Raw genomic sequence first — 16,783 nt, 5'->3', positions numbered from 1 at the left:
GGCGGCGTTGCACAGGTAGATCTCCGAATCCGGGCTGCCCATGCGGCCGCGCACGTTGAGCGTGCCGGTGGAGACGGCGCGCTGCCCCGCCGTCATCGTGGCGATGCGCCCGAAGCAGTAGTCGCAGCTGGGCGAGGAGACGAAGGCGCCGGCCTCGGCCAGCGTGGCGATCAGCCCCTCGCGCGCGGCGGCCACCATCAACTCCTGGCTGGTGGGCACAATGTGCAGCGACACGCCGCCCTTCACCTGCCGGCCGCTCAGCACGCGGGCCGCCGCGCGCAGGTCGTCCAGCCGCCCCGACGCGCAGGAACCCAGGTAACCGGCGTGGATCTCCAGGCCCAGGAAGTCCGTCAGGTCGCGGGTGTTGGCCGGGTTGGGCGGCACCACGACCACGGGGTCCAGGGCCGATAGGTCGATGTCGTGGACGGCGGAATACGCGGCGTCCGGGTCGCTGGACACCGGGTCGAGGCGCTTGCGCGCGCGCGGCAGGGCGTAGTCCAGGCGCACCGGGTCGGGGTTGACGATGGCCGTCAGCGCGCCGGTGAACATGGCGAGGCCCGTGATCGTCTGCAGCCCCTCGGTGGAGATCTCCGCCACCGCAGGCCCGCCGATCTCCAGCACCTGGAACCGGCAGGAGCTGGGGCCGAGGACGCGGACGAGGTGGTGGAAGACGTCGCGCGCCATAACGCCGGGCTTGAGGCTGCCGTGCAGGTTCACCCGCACGGTGTGCGGCACGCGCAGAGACACGGTGTCGCTGACGAACGCCTCCAGCACGTTGCGGCGCAGGCCGATGGCCAGCGTGCCGAAGGTGCCCAGCTGGCTGACGTGCCCGTCGAAGTGCACCGCGAAGGCGCCGGGCGTGGCGTAGCCCACCTCCGCCGCCACCTGGTGGCCGATGCCGCGCCGTTCGAACAGCGGCACGTTGTTTTCCGCGCACCAGGTGCGGGTGTTGATGTGCAGCTCTTCTTCCTTCGCCGTGGCCGTCGGCACCATGTGGTCGATGAAGATGCCGAAGCGTTCCGGCTCCGCCACCCGCTCGATCCCGAAGTCCTCCTTCATCTGCTTGAAGTAGACGTCGGTGTAGCCGGGGAAGTCGTAGGCGAGGACGAAGTCCGGCTTCGCCTTGATGTCCTGGCCGGCCCGGACGGACGGCAGGCCGGCGGCGCGGGCCAGGATCTTCTCGGTGATGGTGTAGCCCATGGGGTCTGCCCTCCGGGTCAGTCGAGGCCGAGCGCGCCGGGGTTCATCAGCCCCTGCGGGTCGACGGCGCGCTTGACGCCCTCCAGCAGCGCCCAGGTCTCCGGCGCCAGGATCTCGCGGAAGGGATAGTCGCGGGCCACCTGCCAGCTGACGCCGCCCAAGCCGGCGTACAGCTCCTGCGTGGCGCGGCGCAGCTCGGCCACGGCGTTGCGTGCCTCCGGGTTGGCGGGGCGGTCGCGCCAGGGGCGCACCACGTCCTCGCCCAGGCTGGCGGCGTGCAGCGGGGTGATCTCGTCCTGCCAATAGAAGGCCGGCTCCAGGAAGAACTCGTTGCCGACCGTCATGGTCATGACGGAATAGATGATCCCGTGCTTTTCCATGAACGCCCGCTTCTCCGCGAAGAAGGCATCGTTGGCCTCGATCGCCTTGGGCGCCATGCTCAGCGGGAAGACGGCGTGGATGGGGACCCAGCGCTCACCGTCGCGCCCCAGCATGCCGCGCACCGGGCCGAACGGCTTGGAGCGCATGACCTTCGGCACGGTGTTCTCGATCTCCGTGCCGTGGCGCGTGCCGATGGCGCGCAGCGTCTCGACCGAGTGCTTCAGCTCCTCCCGCGTGCGCCCCTCGACCACGAGGTGGAGGGTGAAGTTGTGCGCCTTCAGGAACGCAGTGCCGGCGGCGGCCACGCCCAGCGCGTCCTTGGCGCCCTGCAGCAGCGACTTGCCGGCCATCGCCACGTTGCCCAGCGTCTTCAGCCCGTCCATCAGCTTGTTGACGCTGGCCGAATGCTCCGCCTTGGTGCGGTCGATGCCGAACCCTTCGGAAACGCAGCGCGTGCGCGCCATCTCCACCTGCGCCGCCGCCATGGCGGCGATGCTGGCGAAGCCGAAGGACAGGAAATCCACCTCCGCCGGGCGCGGGTAGAGGCGCAGCGTGGCCGCCACCTTCACCCCCATGGCGCCGTTGTCGCCCAGGAACAGCCCGGTCAGGTCCGGCCCGCCGGCCCGCGTGAAGGGCTTGGCGCCTTTGCGCCCGCCCGACCCGGTGGTGACCACCCGCCCGTCGGCCAGCACCACCGTGACGCCCAGCACCGTCTCCGCCACCGTGCCGTGCACGCCGGAGCCGAAGAAGGCGCTGTTCTGCGACAGCGCACCCCCGATGGTGGCGTTGATCCCCGACAACGGCCCCCAGTAGCCGGTGCGCAGGCCGGTACCCTCCAGCGCCTCGTTCAGCGCCGCCCAGGTGCAGCCGGTCTCCACCGTCACGTAGCGGTCGTCGGCGTTCAGCTCGATCACGCGGTTCAGCTTGCGGCCGTCGATGACGATGGAGTCCGGCCGCTTGGGCAGATAGCCCTTGGTGTAGGACATGCCGCCGCCGCGCGGCACGATGGACACGCCGGCCTGCGCGGCGGCGCGCACGGCGGCGGCGACCTCCTCGGCCGTGCGCGGCAGGACGATGGCCAGCGGCGGCACGCCGGGTTGCCAGAACACGTCGTTGGCGTAGAAGGCGCGGCTGCGCTCGTCGTCCAGCACGGCCTCGGCGCCCAGCGCGTTTCGCAGGGCGGCGGCGAGGGAGGTGGTGGATTCGGCGGTAATGCTCATCGTGGTCCCTTCGCGTCAGGCGGTGTCGTGCAGCGGCTCGAAGCGGAAGTCTTCGCCGCGGCGGCGCACGGTGCCGGTGTGGGGGGCGCCGAAATGGGCGGGGAAGAGCAGCGCCCCGCGGTCGGCGGCGAAGTCCAGCAGGCGGCGGCGCGTCGCCACGGCCTGCTCCTGGTCCTCGCAGAAGCGGCTGTTCCAGGTCGGGCGGCTGACCTGCATGGGCTGGTGCAGCACGTCGCCGGAGAACACCGCGGCGTGCCGGCCCGAGGTCAGCGTGATTTGCATCTGCCCCGGCGTGTGGCCCGGCGCCAGCTCCACCGACAGCCCGTCCAGCACACGGTCGCCGTCCTCCACGAACTCCACCAGCCCGGCCTCGACCACCGGCAGGACGCTGTCGGTGATGACCGCCGCGTTGCCCGGCATGGTCTTCAGCCCGCCGTCCGGCGTGCTCCAATGCGCGAACTCCTGCGCACCATAGATGTAGCGGGCGTTCGGGAAGGTCGGCACCCAGCGCCCGTCGAGCAGCCGCGTGTTCCAGCCGACGTGGTCGATATGCAGGTGGGTGTTGATGACCAGCGTCACCTCCTCCGGCCGCACGCCGGCCTCGGCGAGGCGCTGGAGGTAGGGCTTGTCCAGCATGTGGAAGCGCTGGAAGGCCGGCTCCGGGCGCGGCTTGTCGTTGCCGCAGCCGGTGTCGATCAGGATGACGTGCCGGTCGGTGCGGACCAGCCACGAATGCATGCTCGACATCAGCCGACGCGACGCCGGATCGAGGAAATTCGGGTTCGCGAGGTCCGGATCGTCCTCGAACACCCGCTCGTCGTACGCGGGGAACAGGAAGGTCGGATCGAAGCCCGGCGTCAGCATCTCCTCGATCCGCGTGATCGAGAACGCGCCCAGGGCAATGGTGTGCATCTCCTCCCCACCATGCTTTTTGTTTGTTGGCGAATGAAACCATTTGCCAGCATAAGTGTCAACAGGCAAAATTCATGTCGTAGAATGACACTGAGCGGAGCGGCTGGCCGGCTGTGTGGAGACATTCGGCTTGCACAACGGTTCGGGAGGTAGGAATGCTACCGGAACGGGAGTGTCCTGGCGGGCCGGGGTCCGCACGGCTGCGACATCCACGAGGGGCATCCATTGGGACATCCATCAGGGGCTTGGCGCATGGATAAGGTTCACGACGATTCCCAGGGCACGGAGAAGAACGGTCTCAACGTCCGCGCCGTGTCCCGCGCGCTGGCCGTGCTCCGCGCCTTCTACCAGGAGGGGCCGGCGCTCTCGCTGACCGAGGTCGCGGGTGCGGCGAAGCTGGACAAGGGCACGGCGCGGCGCATCCTGCTGACGCTGATGCAGGACGGCTTCGTGACGCTCGACCCGCAGTCGCAGAAGTACAGCCTGGGCCTGGAGATCCTGAAGCTGGCCGGCGCCGTGCCGGAACGGCGCGATCTGCGCCAGATCGCCTCCTCGATCCTGTCGCGGCTGGCGAAATCGACGGGCAGCACGGTGTTCCTGTCCATCTATCACGACGGTGCGGCCGTCTGCCTGGACCAGTTCCACAGCGACCGGTCGGTGGAGGTGCGCTGGTGGATCGTCGGCGGCCAGCTGCCGATGAATTGCGGTGCGGCCCCGCGCGTGCTGCTGGCCTACCTGCCGGACGACGAGGTGGGCCGCGTGCTGGCCCGCGGCACCACGCGCCTGACGCCGCACACGACCACGGACCCCGACACGCTGCTGAAGGAGCTGGACGCCGTGCGCGAGCGCGGCTGGGCCGTCGCGGTGGACGACGTGTACGAGGGGCTGTCGGCCATCGCCATGCCGGTCTTCGACCCGCACGGCCACCTCGTCGCGGCGGTGAGCCTGACCGGCCTGACGCCGCACATCATCCGCAACGGCCAGCCGGCCTTCCTGGAGGAGCTGCGGACCGCGGTGCGGGAGATTTCCAGCAACCTCTACTCCGGTTCGGTGGCGCCGCTGCACCACGCCGCCAGGGCGCAGTCCGGCATCCGCGCGGTGTGACGGAGCCTTATCCGCGCAAAAACGCGTCGTACACCCGCAACGTCTCGGCCACCGCCGCGTCCGCCTGCCCCGGATACCACACGGTGGCCGGCGTGCCGGTCACCACCGTGCCGGCGGGGGCCAGCCGCTCCGCCTCGCGCAGGCCCTCGACCAGCATGTCGGCGGGGCCGGCGCAGATCAGGGCGGGGCGGGTGAGGCGGGGCAGGCGGGCGCGGGTGTCGTACTCGAACGCCGCGCGGTAGGAGCGGTCGTAGGTGGCGCCGCTCTTCAAGAGGCCGATGGTCCAGTCGTGCAGCACCTCCGGCTCCGGCACGCCCAGCGCGCGGCCGGCGGCGCGCTCCTGCCGGTACCACGGCCAGAACAGGAACATGTCGCGCCGCATGTTCCAGGCGTGCAGCAGGTGCAGGCCCCAGCGGTCGGGGCGCAGCGGCGGCAGGTAGTTCTCCAGGATGTCGGCGGTGAAGTCGGGTGGCAGCAGCACCGGCGCCTCCAGCACGGCGCGGCCGACCCGTTCCGGATGGCGCACGGCCAGCTCCAGCGCCACCACGGCACCGGTGTGCGTGCCCCACAGGTCGAAGCGGTCGAGGCCCAGCGCGTCGGCCACGGCCAGCGCGTCGTCCGCCAGCGTGCCGATGTCCACCGGCCGGTCCGGCTTGTCGGAATCGCCGTTGCCCAGGTAGTCGGGCGCGATCACCTCCCGCCCCTGCGCCAGCCCGCGGATCAGCGGCGTCAGCGGCGCCGAGGAACCGGGGGCGGACTGGAAGGCCAGCAGCGGGCGCCCGGCCCCGGCGCGGCGCAGGTGCACCCGGCCCTGCGGCGTGTCCACGTAATCGTGCCAGAGGGCCGCCGGGCCGGCGGGCGGGCGGGTCGCCGGCATCGGGCTGCCCGTCGGCAGGCCCGCCGCCAATCCGGCCAGCGCCGCCTGGATTGCGTCCGTATCCGCCAGCCGCACGGTCCGCACGTCGGTGATCCGGCAGCGGGGCATGGCGGCCAAGCATAGCGACCACAGCGCCCGGTAGCGCTCCGGCGCCACCGCAGCGGCGACCACGGTGGCGTCCAGCTCCGCCGGGCCGGGCAGCGGGCCGCCGCTGCGGCCGGGCAGGCGCGGGTCGCGCGGGTCGAGGATGTGGCTGTCGCGAACGTGGGCGCACAGGACGGAGAGGTGCGTTCCGTCGGCGCGCGGCGCCAGCGGGCCCGGGTGCACCCCGCGCCCGGCCCATGCCTCCGCCGCCTCGGCGTCGGCCAGCAGCACGGCGGCCGGCGGGGTGGGGAGGTGGCCGGCCAGCGTGACCGCCAGCGGCGCGGCGAGGTCGAAGGCCAGCACGGCGCACGGGCCGATCCCGATGGCCCCGGCCGCCGCGGCGAGGCGCGCCGCCAGCCCGTCCACGTCCTCCGCCCAAGCCCCGGCGGAGCCGCCGATGCCCGGCAGTTCGACCACCGTCACCGTCCAGCCCTGCAGGGTGCGCGCCAGCGCCCCGGCGCACACCGACGCGGCGGTGATCAGCCCCGGCAGCACCAGCAGGTCGGGCCCGCTGCCGGACCGCCACACGCGCAGCTGGCCGTGTTCGGTGGTGACGTAATGGGCCTTCGGCATGTCTCCCCCCTCCTGTCCGGCGGCCGGTGCCACCGTCGCTTCGCACACGAATTGTGTTGTTTGACGACACTCAGGTCACACAATGACATGGTTCTGGAAAATGCGGCAAGTGCGGCGTGCCTTTCAGCGCCCGTCGGGCCGCCCCTGCCGCACCATCTCCGCCTCGAACGCCGCCTGGAGGTCGGCCAGGATGGACGGGCCGCGCATCGGCGCGCCCAAGTGGATCGTGCGCAACTCCGCCATGAACGCCTCCCACAGCGGCGGGCCGCCCTCCTCCAGCAGCTGCGCGCGGATCGCCAGTTCCGGCGTCACGGGCGTGTGGCGGCGCCCCCAGGCGCCCATGTGGGCGAGCAGCGGCACCAGTTGGATGGCCGGTTCGGTCAGGCTGTAGATCGCCTTCTGCTGGTGGCTGGGGTCGTCGCGGCGCGCCAGCAGCCCGGCTGCGACCAGCCGCTTCAGCCGGTCGGCGAGGATGTTGGAGGCGATCCGCTCCTCCGACCGGTTCAGCAACTCGCGGTAATGGCGGCGGTTGCCGAACATGACGTCGCGGATGACGATCAGGCTCCAGCGGTCCCCCAGCACCTCCAGCGTCAGGTTGATCGGGCAGCCCGAGCGGTGCGTCTCACCCATCGATACGCTCTTCCCCATAAACTGCTTGCAAAGTAGGAGCGGTTTCCGCAAGACTCAACCGCTTGCAAAATGAAAGCGGTTGGAGACGGTGATGGGCTTGACGTTTCATGGGCACCCTTTCTCCTCGTACTGCCAGAAGGTGCTGATCGCGCTGTACGAGAACGGCACCGCCTTTGACTACCGCGTGCTGGCCTTCGGCGACGCGGAAGCGGGGCGCGCGTTCGCCGCGCTGTGGCCGATCCAGCGCATGCCGGTGCTGGTGGATGACGGCCGCACGGTCGTCGAATCCAGCGTCATCATCGAACACCTGGATCTCTACCATCCCGGCCCGGTGCGTCTGGTCCCGGCGGACGCGCGGGACGCGCTGCCGGTGCGGACCATGGACCGGGTCTTCGACAACTACGTCATGACGCCCATGCAGCGCATCGTGTTCGACTTCATCCGCGCCCCGGACGCCCGCGACCCGCAGGGCGTGGCCGAGGCGCGGGCCTTGCTCGACACCGCGTACGCGTGGCTGGACGGCGCCCTGAAGGGGCGGGAATGGGCGGCGGGCGACGGCTTCAGCCTCGCCGACTGCGCCGCCGCACCGGCGCTGTTCTACGCCGACTGGGTCCACCCGATCGGCGAGGCGTTCGGCGAGCTTCGCGCCTACCGGCGGCGCCTGCTGGCCCGGCCGTCCTTCGCCCGCGCGGTGGACGAGGCGCGGCCCTACCGCCCGATGTTCCCGCCGGGCGCACCCGACCGCGACTGATCGGGCATGCCGTCAGCGGTGGCGGCGGCGGTGGCGGCGGCCCGCCCGCGCAGCGTGGCCAGCGTGCAGGCGACGGCCAGCAGGGCGCCGGCCGCGGCGGCGATCACGCTGGCCCAGCCGGCGCCGATCAGCCCCATGCGCGTCAGCATCCACGCCATCAGCGCGAACAGCCCGCCGTTGACCAGCGCCGACATCTTCAGCAACACGTCCGGCCGGCCCAGCGCGTAGAGCACCGGCTCCGCCGCGAAGACGGTCACCGAGATGGCCGTCGCCAGCACCAGCAGCTGCAGGACCGGTGCCGCGGCGGCGAACTCCCGCCCGAACAGCGCGCCGATGATCGCCTCCCCCGCCACCAGCGCCAGCAGGTAGAGCAGCGCCGCCACCCCGCCCGCCAGCAGCCCGGCGCGCACGGCGATGCGCGTCAGCCCCTGCCAGTCGCGGGCCGAGGCAAGCCGTGCGAGGTCCGGGTAGAGCGCCTGGTTCAGCAGGTCCACCGGCTTGCCCACCGCCGTGCCGATCTCGCGCGCGACCTTGTAGAGCCCGGCGGCGGCCGGCCCGGCGATGCCGCCCACCAGGAAGACCGACAGCTGGTTCGGCACCAGCAGCAGCGTGGAGTGCAGGTTGGAGATCAGCATGAACCGCCAGATCCCCGGATTGGGCTGCGACAGCCCGCGCACGTCCGCGTCCAGCCCGGCCAGCAGCCCGCGTGACGCCGCCTGTCGCCACGCCATGACCAGCGCCACCACCGCCCCGGCGTAGCCGGCGACCAGCCACACCGCCAGATAGGCGGGCAGCGGCGCCCCCGCCGCGAAGGCGACGGCGCAGCCGGCGAGGCGGACGGCCGGCGTCACCACCACGTGCCGCGCCAGCAGGTCGAAGCGGCCGAATAGGCGCAGCATGCCCTTGGGCGTGGCGATGGCGTTGGCCAGCGCCAGCGGGGTGAAGCACTGGGCGTAGAAGACGACGCGCGCGTCCCACTCCAGGAACGGCGCCACGACCGGGGCCAGGAAGAAGGCCAACACCATGGCGACCAGCGCGCCGGCCAGATCCATCAGCGTGCCGGCCTTGATCGTGGCCTGGAAGGCCGTCCGGTCCTGCGCCGCCAGATGCCGCACGCCGTAATGGATCACCGCCTGGTTGGACTGCACGGTGGCGACGCCGGACAGGAACTGCACGTGCGTCTGCAAGAGCGCGAACAGGCCGAACTCCACCGGCCCCAGCCCGCGCGCGATCAGCGCGAAGCTGCCCAACTGCATCGCAGCACCCGCCCCCTTGCCGGTCAGCAGCCGGCCGACGTTGCCCAGTGCGCGCGCCAGCAGACCCGTGTGGTGTGTGCCAAGGCGCTGATCCAACAGGGTTATCCCTTTCCGGCCAGCCCGGATGAGAGGCGGGCGCCGCGTTGCGGTTCGTGTACCAAAGATAAGTCTGTCCCCACCGCTGCGGAGACCCGCGGCACCGCCAAAGGTTCCCATGCTGCTCGACCTGAGGGAGATCGCCGGGCCGCACATGTTCGAGGCGCCGGTGTGCATCCTGGGCGCCGGCGCCGCCGGCATCACGCTGGCCCGCCGCCTGCTGGCGCGTGGGCACGAAGTGCTGGTGGCGGAGAGCGGCGGAGCGGATTTCGAGACCGAGGTGCAGGACTTGGCCGCCGGCACGTCGAGCGGACATCCCTATTACGACCTGGGCAACGTCAACCTGCGCATGGTCGGCGGCACCACGCCCATCTGGGGCGGGCGCTGCGCCGAGCTGGACCCCATCGATTTCGAGCCGCGCCCGTGGGTGCCGCACAGCGGCTGGCCCATCGGCCACGCCGATCTTGCGCCGTACTACCGCGAGGCGGCGCAGGCGCTGGAGATCGCCGAACCGGCGGCCGGGCGGGCGGTGCTGATGCGGCGCATCCCCCTGCTGCGGGCGCTGGACGGGGACACGCTGCGCGTCGGCTGCTGGAGCTTCGACGACCGGCCCAACCGCTTCGCCCTGCCGAACCTGGACGACGTGGTGGCGCATCCGCGCGCCCGCCTGCTGACGCACGCCACCGTCACCGCGCTCAACCTGTCGGATGACGGGCGGCGGATCCTGTCGGCGACGGTGCGCGACGTGAGCGGCCGGCAGGCGGTGATCCGCGCCGGGCGCTTCGTGCTGGCGCTGGGCGGGATCGAGACGCCGCGCCTGCTGCTGGCCTCCAACGGCGTGGCGCCGGCTGGCATCGGGAACGGGCACGATCTGGTCGGGCGCTTCTTCATGGAACACCCGCACGCGCGCGGCGGGCGGCTGGAGACGCCGGCCTCCTGGCAACTGCTCGCCGCCTTCGGCCGCACGCACCGGGTGGACGGCGCCCGCCATGCCGCGCTGCTGGGCTTGCAGCCGCAGGCGCAACGGGCGCACGCGGCGCTCAACTCGGCCTTTACCCTGGGTGCGCGGCAGGGGGAGCGGGATGCGCAGTTCTGGGCCATGCGGACCTATGGCGCCCTGAAGCACCGGCTGGACCCGTCCGCCTTCAACCGCCGCCTGTGGCGCGGCGTGAAGGGTGCGGCGCTGTGGGCGCACGAGCGGGTGGACCCGCTGCGCCCCTGGCTGCTGGTCCGGGCGGGTGCGCGCGAACTGGCGCTGATCGTGCGGGCGGAGCAGGCGCCGAACCCGGACAGCCGCCTCACCCTGACGGGCGAGCGCGACGCCCTGGGCGTTCCGCGTGTTGACCTGCACTGGAGCCTGACGGACCTCGACAAGCACTCGGTCCGGGTGCTGGTGACGGCGATGGGGGAGGCGATGCGGACACTCGGCCTGGGGCACGCGGTGCCGGCGGCGTGGCTGGAGGATCCGACGACGCTCTGGCGCACCGATCCGCTGATCAGCGCGCACCCGATCGGCGGCTACCACCACATGGGCACCGCGCGCATGGCGGACGACCCGGCGCGCGGCGTGGTGGACCGCGATTGCCGGGTGCACGGGCTGGAGAACCTGTTCGTGGCGGGCAGCGCCGTGTTCCCCACCTCCGGCTGGGCCAACCCGACCTACACGATCCTGGCGCTGGCCCTGCGCCTGGGCGACCACCTGGACCGGCTGGGGCCGGCACCGATGGAGGGGGTAATGGAGGGTACTGCATGAAGGCGATCATCCTCAGCGCGGGGCAGGGCAAGCGGCTGCTGCCGCTGACGGCGGCAAAGCCCAAGTGCCTGCTGCCCTTCGCCGGCCGCACGCTGCTGGAATGGCAGCTGCGCACGCTGGCCGTGGCCGGGGTGGGGGAGGCGGTGGTCGTCACCGGCTTCGCCGCCGCCGACGTGGAGGCGGAGCTGGCCGGGCTCCACTTGCCGGGCTTGCGCGTGCGCACGCTGTTCAACCCGTTCTACGGTGTGGCCGACAACATCGGCAGCTGCTTCCTGGCGGCGCCGGAGATGGTGGGCGACTTCCTGATCGTGAACGGCGACACGCTGTTCGAGCCGGCCGTCCCGGCCGCCCTGCTGGCCCAGGCGACGGCCCCGGTGACCGTCACCATCGACCGCAAGGACCGCTACGACGCCGACGACATGAAGGTGTGCCTGGACCGGGAACAGGACGGGGGCCGGCGCCTGCGCGCCATCGGCAAGACCCTGCCGCCGGACAGCGTGGACGGCGAGTCCATCGGCCTGCTGCTGTTCCGCGACGACGGCGGCTCCCGCTTCGCGCACGCCGTCCAGGCGATCCTGCACGAACCGGGCGGGACGCGGCACTGGTACCTCTCGGCGATCGACCGGCTGGCGCGCGGCGGCGAGCGCGTGGAGGCCGTGTCCATCGAGGGCCGCCAGTGGACCGAGGTCGACTACCCCGCCGACGCCGAACGCGCCCGCCGGCTGGTGGAGAGCTGGGTCGCGGCGGGCCGCTTCGGCGCGATGGCCGCGGAGTAGTCTCGTAGGTTGGGTCGAGACCCAACATCCTTCGCGTCGCCAAGGATTGTTGGGTTTTCGCTGGCGCTCAACCCAACCTACGCCTTTCTCTTCGTCAAAACCGCCTCGGCCAAGGCCAGGTCCTCCGGCCGATCGACGTCCACGGCGGCGTCGGCGAAGGGCATCTCCACCGTCGCCAGCGCCGCACCCGTGCGCCGGCCGAGCGCCGCCACCGCGTCGTCCAGTGTCAGACGGCCCAGCGCGAAAGAGAGAAGATGGAAAAGGCCGATCCGCCGGACCATGCGCCAGGGCCGCTTGCGGTCCTGCTCGACCCGCCGCCAGAACGCCACCACCCGGCGCGCGGCTTCCGTCCGCAGGGCGAAGAGGTTGCAGCCGCTGCAGGCGCCGTCCTTGAAACGCAGATAGGTGCGGCGGCTGTCCGGGTATGCGGCGCGGATCGTCTCCGCCCGCGCCAGTGCGGCTGCGGCGTCGGCATCGGGCGGCAGGCGAGCCCAGAAGTGCTCCACCATCTCCGGCGTCAGCAGCGGGTGGTCGGCGGTGGTGATAAGGCAGGGGAAGGGCGCCTCCACCGCGTCCAGTGCCGCCAGCACGCTGCGGCTGGGCGAGGGGGCCGCGGGCAGGACGGTGACGGCGCCGCCGGACAGGAAGGGGACGAAGGCGGGGTGGGCGCCCAGCAGCTCCGGCCGTTCGATCGCCACCAGCGTGCGGCCGACGCGCGGCACGGCGGCCAGCGTCGCCAGGACGCGTGCCAGCATGGGCACGCCGGCCACCGGCGCCAGCGCCTTGTGCGACACGCCGGCCGCCACCGCCACCGGGTCGGCCGGACCGCGGCTGCCGGCCAGCACGATGGCCGTGATGGGGGCTGTAACGGAACCGTTCACAGCGCCTTTCCGTACAGGCGGTAGGTCTTGTAGGGACGCCCGCCCACCGCCTCGGCGATGCGGCGCATGGGAACGTTGTCTTCCAGGATCCAGGACATCTCGATGCGGTGCAGGCCCAGTGCCGCCGCTTCCCGCCGCACGGCGGCGATGATGAGGAAGGCGAGCAGGCCGCCCAGCAGGCTGTCGGCGTGCTTGCGCCGCACGCCCATCAGCGGCACCCGCGCGCTGCGCACCCCCGACACCTTCAGCCGCCACAGGAGCTTGGCCCAGCCGAACGGCAGCAGGCGGCCGTCCAGATCGCGGATCGCCTCGTTCAGGTTGGGCAAGCAGACGGCGAAGGCCGCCGGCTCTCCGTCCACCTCGGCGAACCAGACCAGCCGCTCGTCGATCAGCGGCTTCATCTGCCTGGCCATGTGGTCGATCTCGTCGGCCGTCAGCGGGACGAAGCCCCAGTTGCCGCTCCAGGCGTCGTTGAAGATGGCGGTCAAGGCGCCCACCTCGCGCCGGTAGTCGGCCATGCGCAACGGTCGGATCCGCACGTTGGGCGGCAGCGGCCGGGCGACCATGGCCCGCACGCCGGCCGGCAACTCCGGCCCCTCGCTCAGGTACGCCAGCACGTCCTTGGCCTTGGCATAGCCGGCGCGTTCCAGCAGCCGGCCGAGATACGGGCGGTCGTGCCCCATCATCAGCATGGGCGGCGTGTCGAAGCCGTCCACCAGCAGCCCTGTCTCCTCGTTGATCGACAGGTTGAAGGGGCCGAGCACGCGCGTGGCGCCGCGCGCCCGCAGCCAGCGCTCCGCCGTGTCCATCAGGGCGCCGACCACGGCCGGGTCGTCCACCGCCGCCAGCAGGCCGAAGTGGCCGGTGCCGGGCGCGGCCAGCCGGTCCAACTGGGCGCTGACCCGGCCGACGTCGCGCCCGCCCCGCCGGGCGATCCAGAAAGCCGCCTCGGCGTGGCGGAAGTAGGGGTTCTTCGACGACGACAGCGCGTCGCGCCGCTCCATCAGCAAGGGCGGGATCCAATGGGGATCGTCGCGGTGCAGCGCGAAGGGCAGGCGGATGAAGCGCTCCAGCTCCGCGCGCCCGGCCACCGGCAATATTTCGATGTCCGACGCGGCCCCGGCGGCCGGCCGGTTGAGCAGGTCGGTCATGGCGACACCGCCTCTTCCCGAGGTCCCGGTTTTCCATCATTGGGCGGGCGGTCGCGCGGCGGGGCGCCGGTCAGCTCCGCCACCCAGGGGTAGCGCTTCGCCTCCTCCACGTCATAGCCCAGGTTGAAGACGGTGGGGCTGCGCGGCCGGTCGCGCGGGTCGGCGCGGTGGGTGCCGGCCAGATGGTCCACCAGCGGCGTGGTGATGCCGAAGTTGCCCGTCTCGTCGTGGAAGTGGTGGGCGAGGTGCAACTTCTTGATGCGCAGCAGCAGGCGGTTGCGCGGCTTCACGTTCAGGTGCTGCACGCAGTGGCAGAACTCGTACACGCACATCAGCGCCGTGGCGCAGGCCAGCGCCGCCCCCGCCCCCGCCCGCCCGTCCACCGCCCAGCCGACGGGCAGCGCGATGGCCAGAATCAGCGGCAGCGTGTTGGCCAGCGAGCCGAACAGCACCTCCAGCTTGTGCGGGTCCTGGTGGTGGTCGAAATGGATGCGCTTCCACAGCGCCGCCGTCAGCCGCGACTTGTAGAGGAAGCGACCGTGCAGGATGAAACGGTGCAGCCCGTATTCGACGAAGGGGTATAGCGCCACCATCAGCAGCGCCGCCAGAGCCGTGCGGACGCCGTCCTCCGTCCAAACCACCGCCAGGACCGTGCCGAGCACGGCCATCGCCGCATAGACCTGGATCGCCGGGTAGGTCGCGTAGGCCGCCAGCAGGTCGCGCAGGCCCATCCGCCCCAGGTCGTAGGTCCGCCCGTGCCAGCCGGCCATGCCCGTCACTCCTCCCAATCACTCTTCCCCATTACTCTTCCAGGTACAGGAGAACCGCGCCGCCGATGCAGGCGAACAGCGCCAGCGGCAGCCAGACGGCCAGCGCCGGCGGCAGCGCGTCGGCCTCCGCCAGCGCCGACAGGAACCCCTGGAACACCAGGAACAGCAGCCCCAGCGCCAGCCCGGCCGCCAGGCCGGAGCCCAGCGCCCCGCCGCGCCGGATGCCGTGCAGCGCCGGCTGGGCCAGCAGCAGCATGACGAAGGACGAGGCGGGGATGGAGAACAGCTTCTGCACCTGCGTCTCGTAATAGGCGCGGTTGCGGGTGCCGGACCACGCCCCCTCCATGATGGACAGGATGCGGCGGACCGACAGGAACTCCGTCGGGTTGGCGACGAAGGCGACGTTCTCCGGCGCCGGCCCGTCCGGCCAGGGCATGCGGTCGCGGTGTCCGGCGCGCTGCACGCCGTTGGGCAGGATGGTCAGGGTGTCCACCTCGTGCAGCGTCCAGCCGCCGTCCTCCCACCGCGCCTCGCGCGCGGTCAGGCGGCCGTTGGCCAGCCCCTCCTCGTCGCGCAGGACGACGGTGACGCCGTCCAGCCGCCGGCCGCCGTCGTGCACCGCCGTGATGGAGGCGATGCCGGCCCCGGCGCGGATCCACACCGGCTTCGCCGGCTCCTTGTCGTCCGTGGCGGGCGCCGGGCGCGCCGCCCACCAGTCCTGCAGCGCCTGTTCGGCGCGCGGCACGATCTGGTCCAGCAGCAGGACGTGCAATGCGGCGATCACCGCCACTGTGGGCAGCAGGCTGCGCAGCAGCCGCCAGGGTGACGCGCCGACGGAGCGCAGGGCGACGATCTCGTTGTGCTGCGCCAGCGACAGGAAGGCGGTCAGCGCGCCGATCAGCACGGCCAGCGGCACCAACTGGTTCAGGAACATCGGCAGCCGCAGCCCGACGTAGGTCAGCACGTCCGCCGCCCCCCGCCCGCGCTCCAGCACCGCGCTGGCCTTGTCGAGCAGGTCGAGCAGCTGCAGCAGCCCGGCGAAGGCCAGCAGCACGGCCAGGAAGCGCCCGGCGAAGGCGCGCGTGAAGTAGCCGGTCAGCGTCACTGCACCGCCCTCCGCCGGGGCCGCAGGCGGCGGATCGCACCGAAGACGATGTCCACCCGCTCGAACAGCGCCGCGAACGGGTTGGCGCCGGGGCGCCGGTCGGCCAGCACGTACAGCGTGGCACAGCCGGCGGCGAACAGCGCGAAGGGACCCCACAGGCTCAGGATCGGGTCGGCCCGGCCGAGGTCGGCCATGCTCTCGGCGAACTGGATGACGTGGTGGTAGAGCAGCAGGATCACCGCGGCCACGGCGATCCCCTGCCAGCGGAAGGAACGCTTGGCCGCCATGCCCATGGGCACCGCCAGCATCGGCAGGAAGGGCAGCGAGGCTGAGCGGACGAGGCGCGCGTTGAACTCCGCCCGCAGCCGGCCCTGCGGGATCGTCGAGGCGGGGTTCCGCCACTCGTCGCGCAGCTCCCGCATGGTCAACTCGCGCTCGCTGTCGCCGCGCGCGCGGAACAGGGGGATGTCGCGGGGAAAGCGGCGGTCCAGCGTCAGCTGCTCGAACGCGGCGACCGAATCCTTGCGCTCCACGCTGGTGCGGATCTGCACGCCGTTCTGCAGGGCGAGGCGCAGGTGCTGGCCGTCGTCGCTGAGCTGCAGGCCGCCGCGCCGGGCGGTGGTGGCGACCTCCGCGCCGCCGGGCTGCGCCTCGTGCACGAAGACGTTCTCCAGCCATTGGCCGTCGGGGTCCGTGCGGTCGGCGTAGATGGTGTAGCCGCCACCCGCGTCGATGAAGGTGCCGGCGACCACCGACGCGTCCCACGGCGCGTTGGTGACGGCGTGGAAGATCGCCCGGTAGGCGTAGCGGGAATAGGGCTGGATGTAGCCGTACAGCGCTATGCTGAAGCCGCCCAGCAGCACGCCCAGCCACAGGAACGGCCGGCTGAAGCGCCGCAGGGACAGGCCGCAGCCGCGCAGGGCGTCCAGTTCGCTGTCCTCGGCGAAGCGGGCGGCGACCAGGAAGATGCTGATGAAGAAGGCCGCGGGCAGCGCCAGCCCCAGGTAGTGCGGGACGAGGTTCATGGCCATCCCGGCGATCTGGTCGAATTGCTTGCCCTGGTGGGCCAGCAGGTCGAACAGGCGCAGAATCCGCTCAAGGACCAGCGCCAGCAGCACCACGGCCAGCGAGATGCCCAGCGGCCGCGCGGTCTGGACAAGGATGTACCGGTCGATCGTGCGCAACGCGGAACTCCCTGTCGGC

At 72.0% G+C, this 16,783-nt stretch carries 15 protein-coding genes; 4 read left to right on the top strand and 11 right to left on the bottom strand.

Features of this window, described 5'->3' with window-relative positions; all coding sequences use genetic code 11:
• The 3 genes from VED21_RS22115 to VED21_RS22105 all read right to left on the bottom strand — a co-directional run.
• A partial coding sequence (locus VED21_RS22115) for an aconitase family protein (RefSeq protein WP_324886083.1) occupies positions 1-1,200 on the bottom strand: 1,200 nt, incomplete at its 3' end.
• A 17-nt stretch (positions 1,201-1,217) separates the two neighbouring features.
• Entirely contained in the window at positions 1,218-2,801 is a 1,584-nt protein-coding gene (locus tag VED21_RS22110) for an FAD-binding oxidoreductase (protein ID WP_324886081.1), read from the bottom strand.
• 15 nt (positions 2,802-2,816) lie between these two features.
• Positions 2,817-3,713 (bottom strand): MBL fold metallo-hydrolase, encoded by an 897-nt coding sequence (locus VED21_RS22105; protein ID WP_324886079.1) that lies wholly within the window; start codon positions 3,711-3,713, stop codon positions 2,817-2,819.
• A 252-nt stretch (positions 3,714-3,965) separates the two neighbouring features.
• On the opposite strand from VED21_RS22105, the gene VED21_RS22100 reads away from it, so the two are divergent.
• A complete protein-coding gene (locus tag VED21_RS22100; RefSeq protein ID WP_324886077.1) occupies positions 3,966-4,817 on the top strand; it encodes an IclR family transcriptional regulator in 852 nt (283 codons plus the stop codon).
• 7 nt (positions 4,818-4,824) lie between these two features.
• On the opposite strand, the gene VED21_RS22095 is transcribed toward VED21_RS22100, so the two are convergent.
• Positions 4,825-6,411, bottom strand: coding sequence for an alpha/beta hydrolase (locus VED21_RS22095; protein WP_324886075.1), 1,587 nt, complete (start codon positions 6,409-6,411; stop codon positions 4,825-4,827).
• Between the two features lie 123 nt (positions 6,412-6,534).
• On the bottom strand, positions 6,535-7,041 hold the full coding sequence (locus VED21_RS22090; RefSeq protein ID WP_324886073.1) for a helix-turn-helix domain-containing protein: 507 nt from the start codon (positions 7,039-7,041) through the stop codon (positions 6,535-6,537).
• Between the two features lie 91 nt (positions 7,042-7,132).
• Between VED21_RS22090 and VED21_RS22085 the strand changes: the two genes are divergently transcribed.
• Positions 7,133-7,792 carry a glutathione S-transferase family protein gene (locus tag VED21_RS22085; protein WP_324886071.1) on the top strand — a complete coding sequence of 220 codons (660 nt, stop codon included), beginning with the start codon at positions 7,133-7,135 and terminating at the stop codon, positions 7,790-7,792.
• On the opposite strand, the gene VED21_RS22080 is transcribed toward VED21_RS22085, so the two are convergent.
• Positions 7,750-9,144, bottom strand: coding sequence for a lipopolysaccharide biosynthesis protein (locus tag VED21_RS22080; protein ID WP_324886069.1), 1,395 nt, complete (start codon positions 9,142-9,144; stop codon positions 7,750-7,752). The two genes, VED21_RS22085 and VED21_RS22080, sit on opposite strands and share 43 nt — an antisense overlap.
• 118 nt (positions 9,145-9,262) lie before the next feature.
• Here VED21_RS22080 and VED21_RS22075 point away from each other — a divergent pair, with 118 nt between their 5' ends.
• On the top strand, positions 9,263-10,897 hold the full coding sequence (locus tag VED21_RS22075) for a GMC family oxidoreductase (RefSeq protein ID WP_324886067.1): 1,635 nt from the start codon (positions 9,263-9,265) through the stop codon (positions 10,895-10,897).
• On the top strand, positions 10,894-11,673 hold the full coding sequence (locus VED21_RS22070; RefSeq protein WP_324886065.1) for an NTP transferase domain-containing protein: 780 nt from the start codon (positions 10,894-10,896) through the stop codon (positions 11,671-11,673). The genes VED21_RS22075 and VED21_RS22070 overlap by 4 nt, the downstream gene beginning before the upstream one ends.
• A 77-nt stretch (positions 11,674-11,750) precedes the next feature.
• On the opposite strand, the gene VED21_RS22065 is transcribed toward VED21_RS22070, so the two are convergent.
• The 5 genes from VED21_RS22065 to VED21_RS22045 are packed head-to-tail and all read right to left on the bottom strand — an operon-like array spanning position 11,751 to position 16,764.
• The gene (locus VED21_RS22065; RefSeq protein ID WP_324886063.1) at positions 11,751-12,554 is read right to left on the bottom strand and encodes a nucleotidyltransferase family protein; all 804 of its coding nucleotides are present in this window, start codon (positions 12,552-12,554) and stop codon (positions 11,751-11,753) included.
• Positions 12,551-13,705 carry a dATP pyrophosphohydrolase gene (locus VED21_RS22060; protein WP_324886061.1) on the bottom strand — a complete coding sequence of 385 codons (1,155 nt, stop codon included), beginning with the start codon at positions 13,703-13,705 and terminating at the stop codon, positions 12,551-12,553. Before VED21_RS22060 ends, VED21_RS22065 begins: the two co-directional genes overlap by 4 nt.
• Entirely contained in the window at positions 13,702-14,475 is a 774-nt protein-coding gene (locus tag VED21_RS22055; RefSeq protein WP_324886059.1) for a sterol desaturase family protein, read from the bottom strand. The genes VED21_RS22060 and VED21_RS22055 overlap by 4 nt, the downstream gene beginning before the upstream one ends.
• Positions 14,476-14,506: 31 nt before the next feature.
• Complete coding sequence (gene lptG, locus VED21_RS22050; protein WP_324886057.1) at positions 14,507-15,580, bottom strand: LPS export ABC transporter permease LptG; 1,074 nt, start codon at positions 15,578-15,580, stop codon at positions 14,507-14,509.
• A complete protein-coding gene (locus VED21_RS22045; protein ID WP_324886055.1) occupies positions 15,577-16,764 on the bottom strand; it encodes an LptF/LptG family permease in 1,188 nt (395 codons plus the stop codon). The genes lptG and VED21_RS22045 overlap by 4 nt, the downstream gene beginning before the upstream one ends.
• Positions 16,765-16,783: the final 19 nt, after the last annotated feature.

It is taken from the genome of Azospirillum sp., assembly GCF_035627195.1.
Taxonomy (GTDB): domain Bacteria; phylum Pseudomonadota; class Alphaproteobacteria; order Azospirillales; family Azospirillaceae; genus Azospirillum.
Note: the sequence above shows the minus strand (reverse complement) of the source record. Positions and strands in the feature narration are given on the sequence as shown.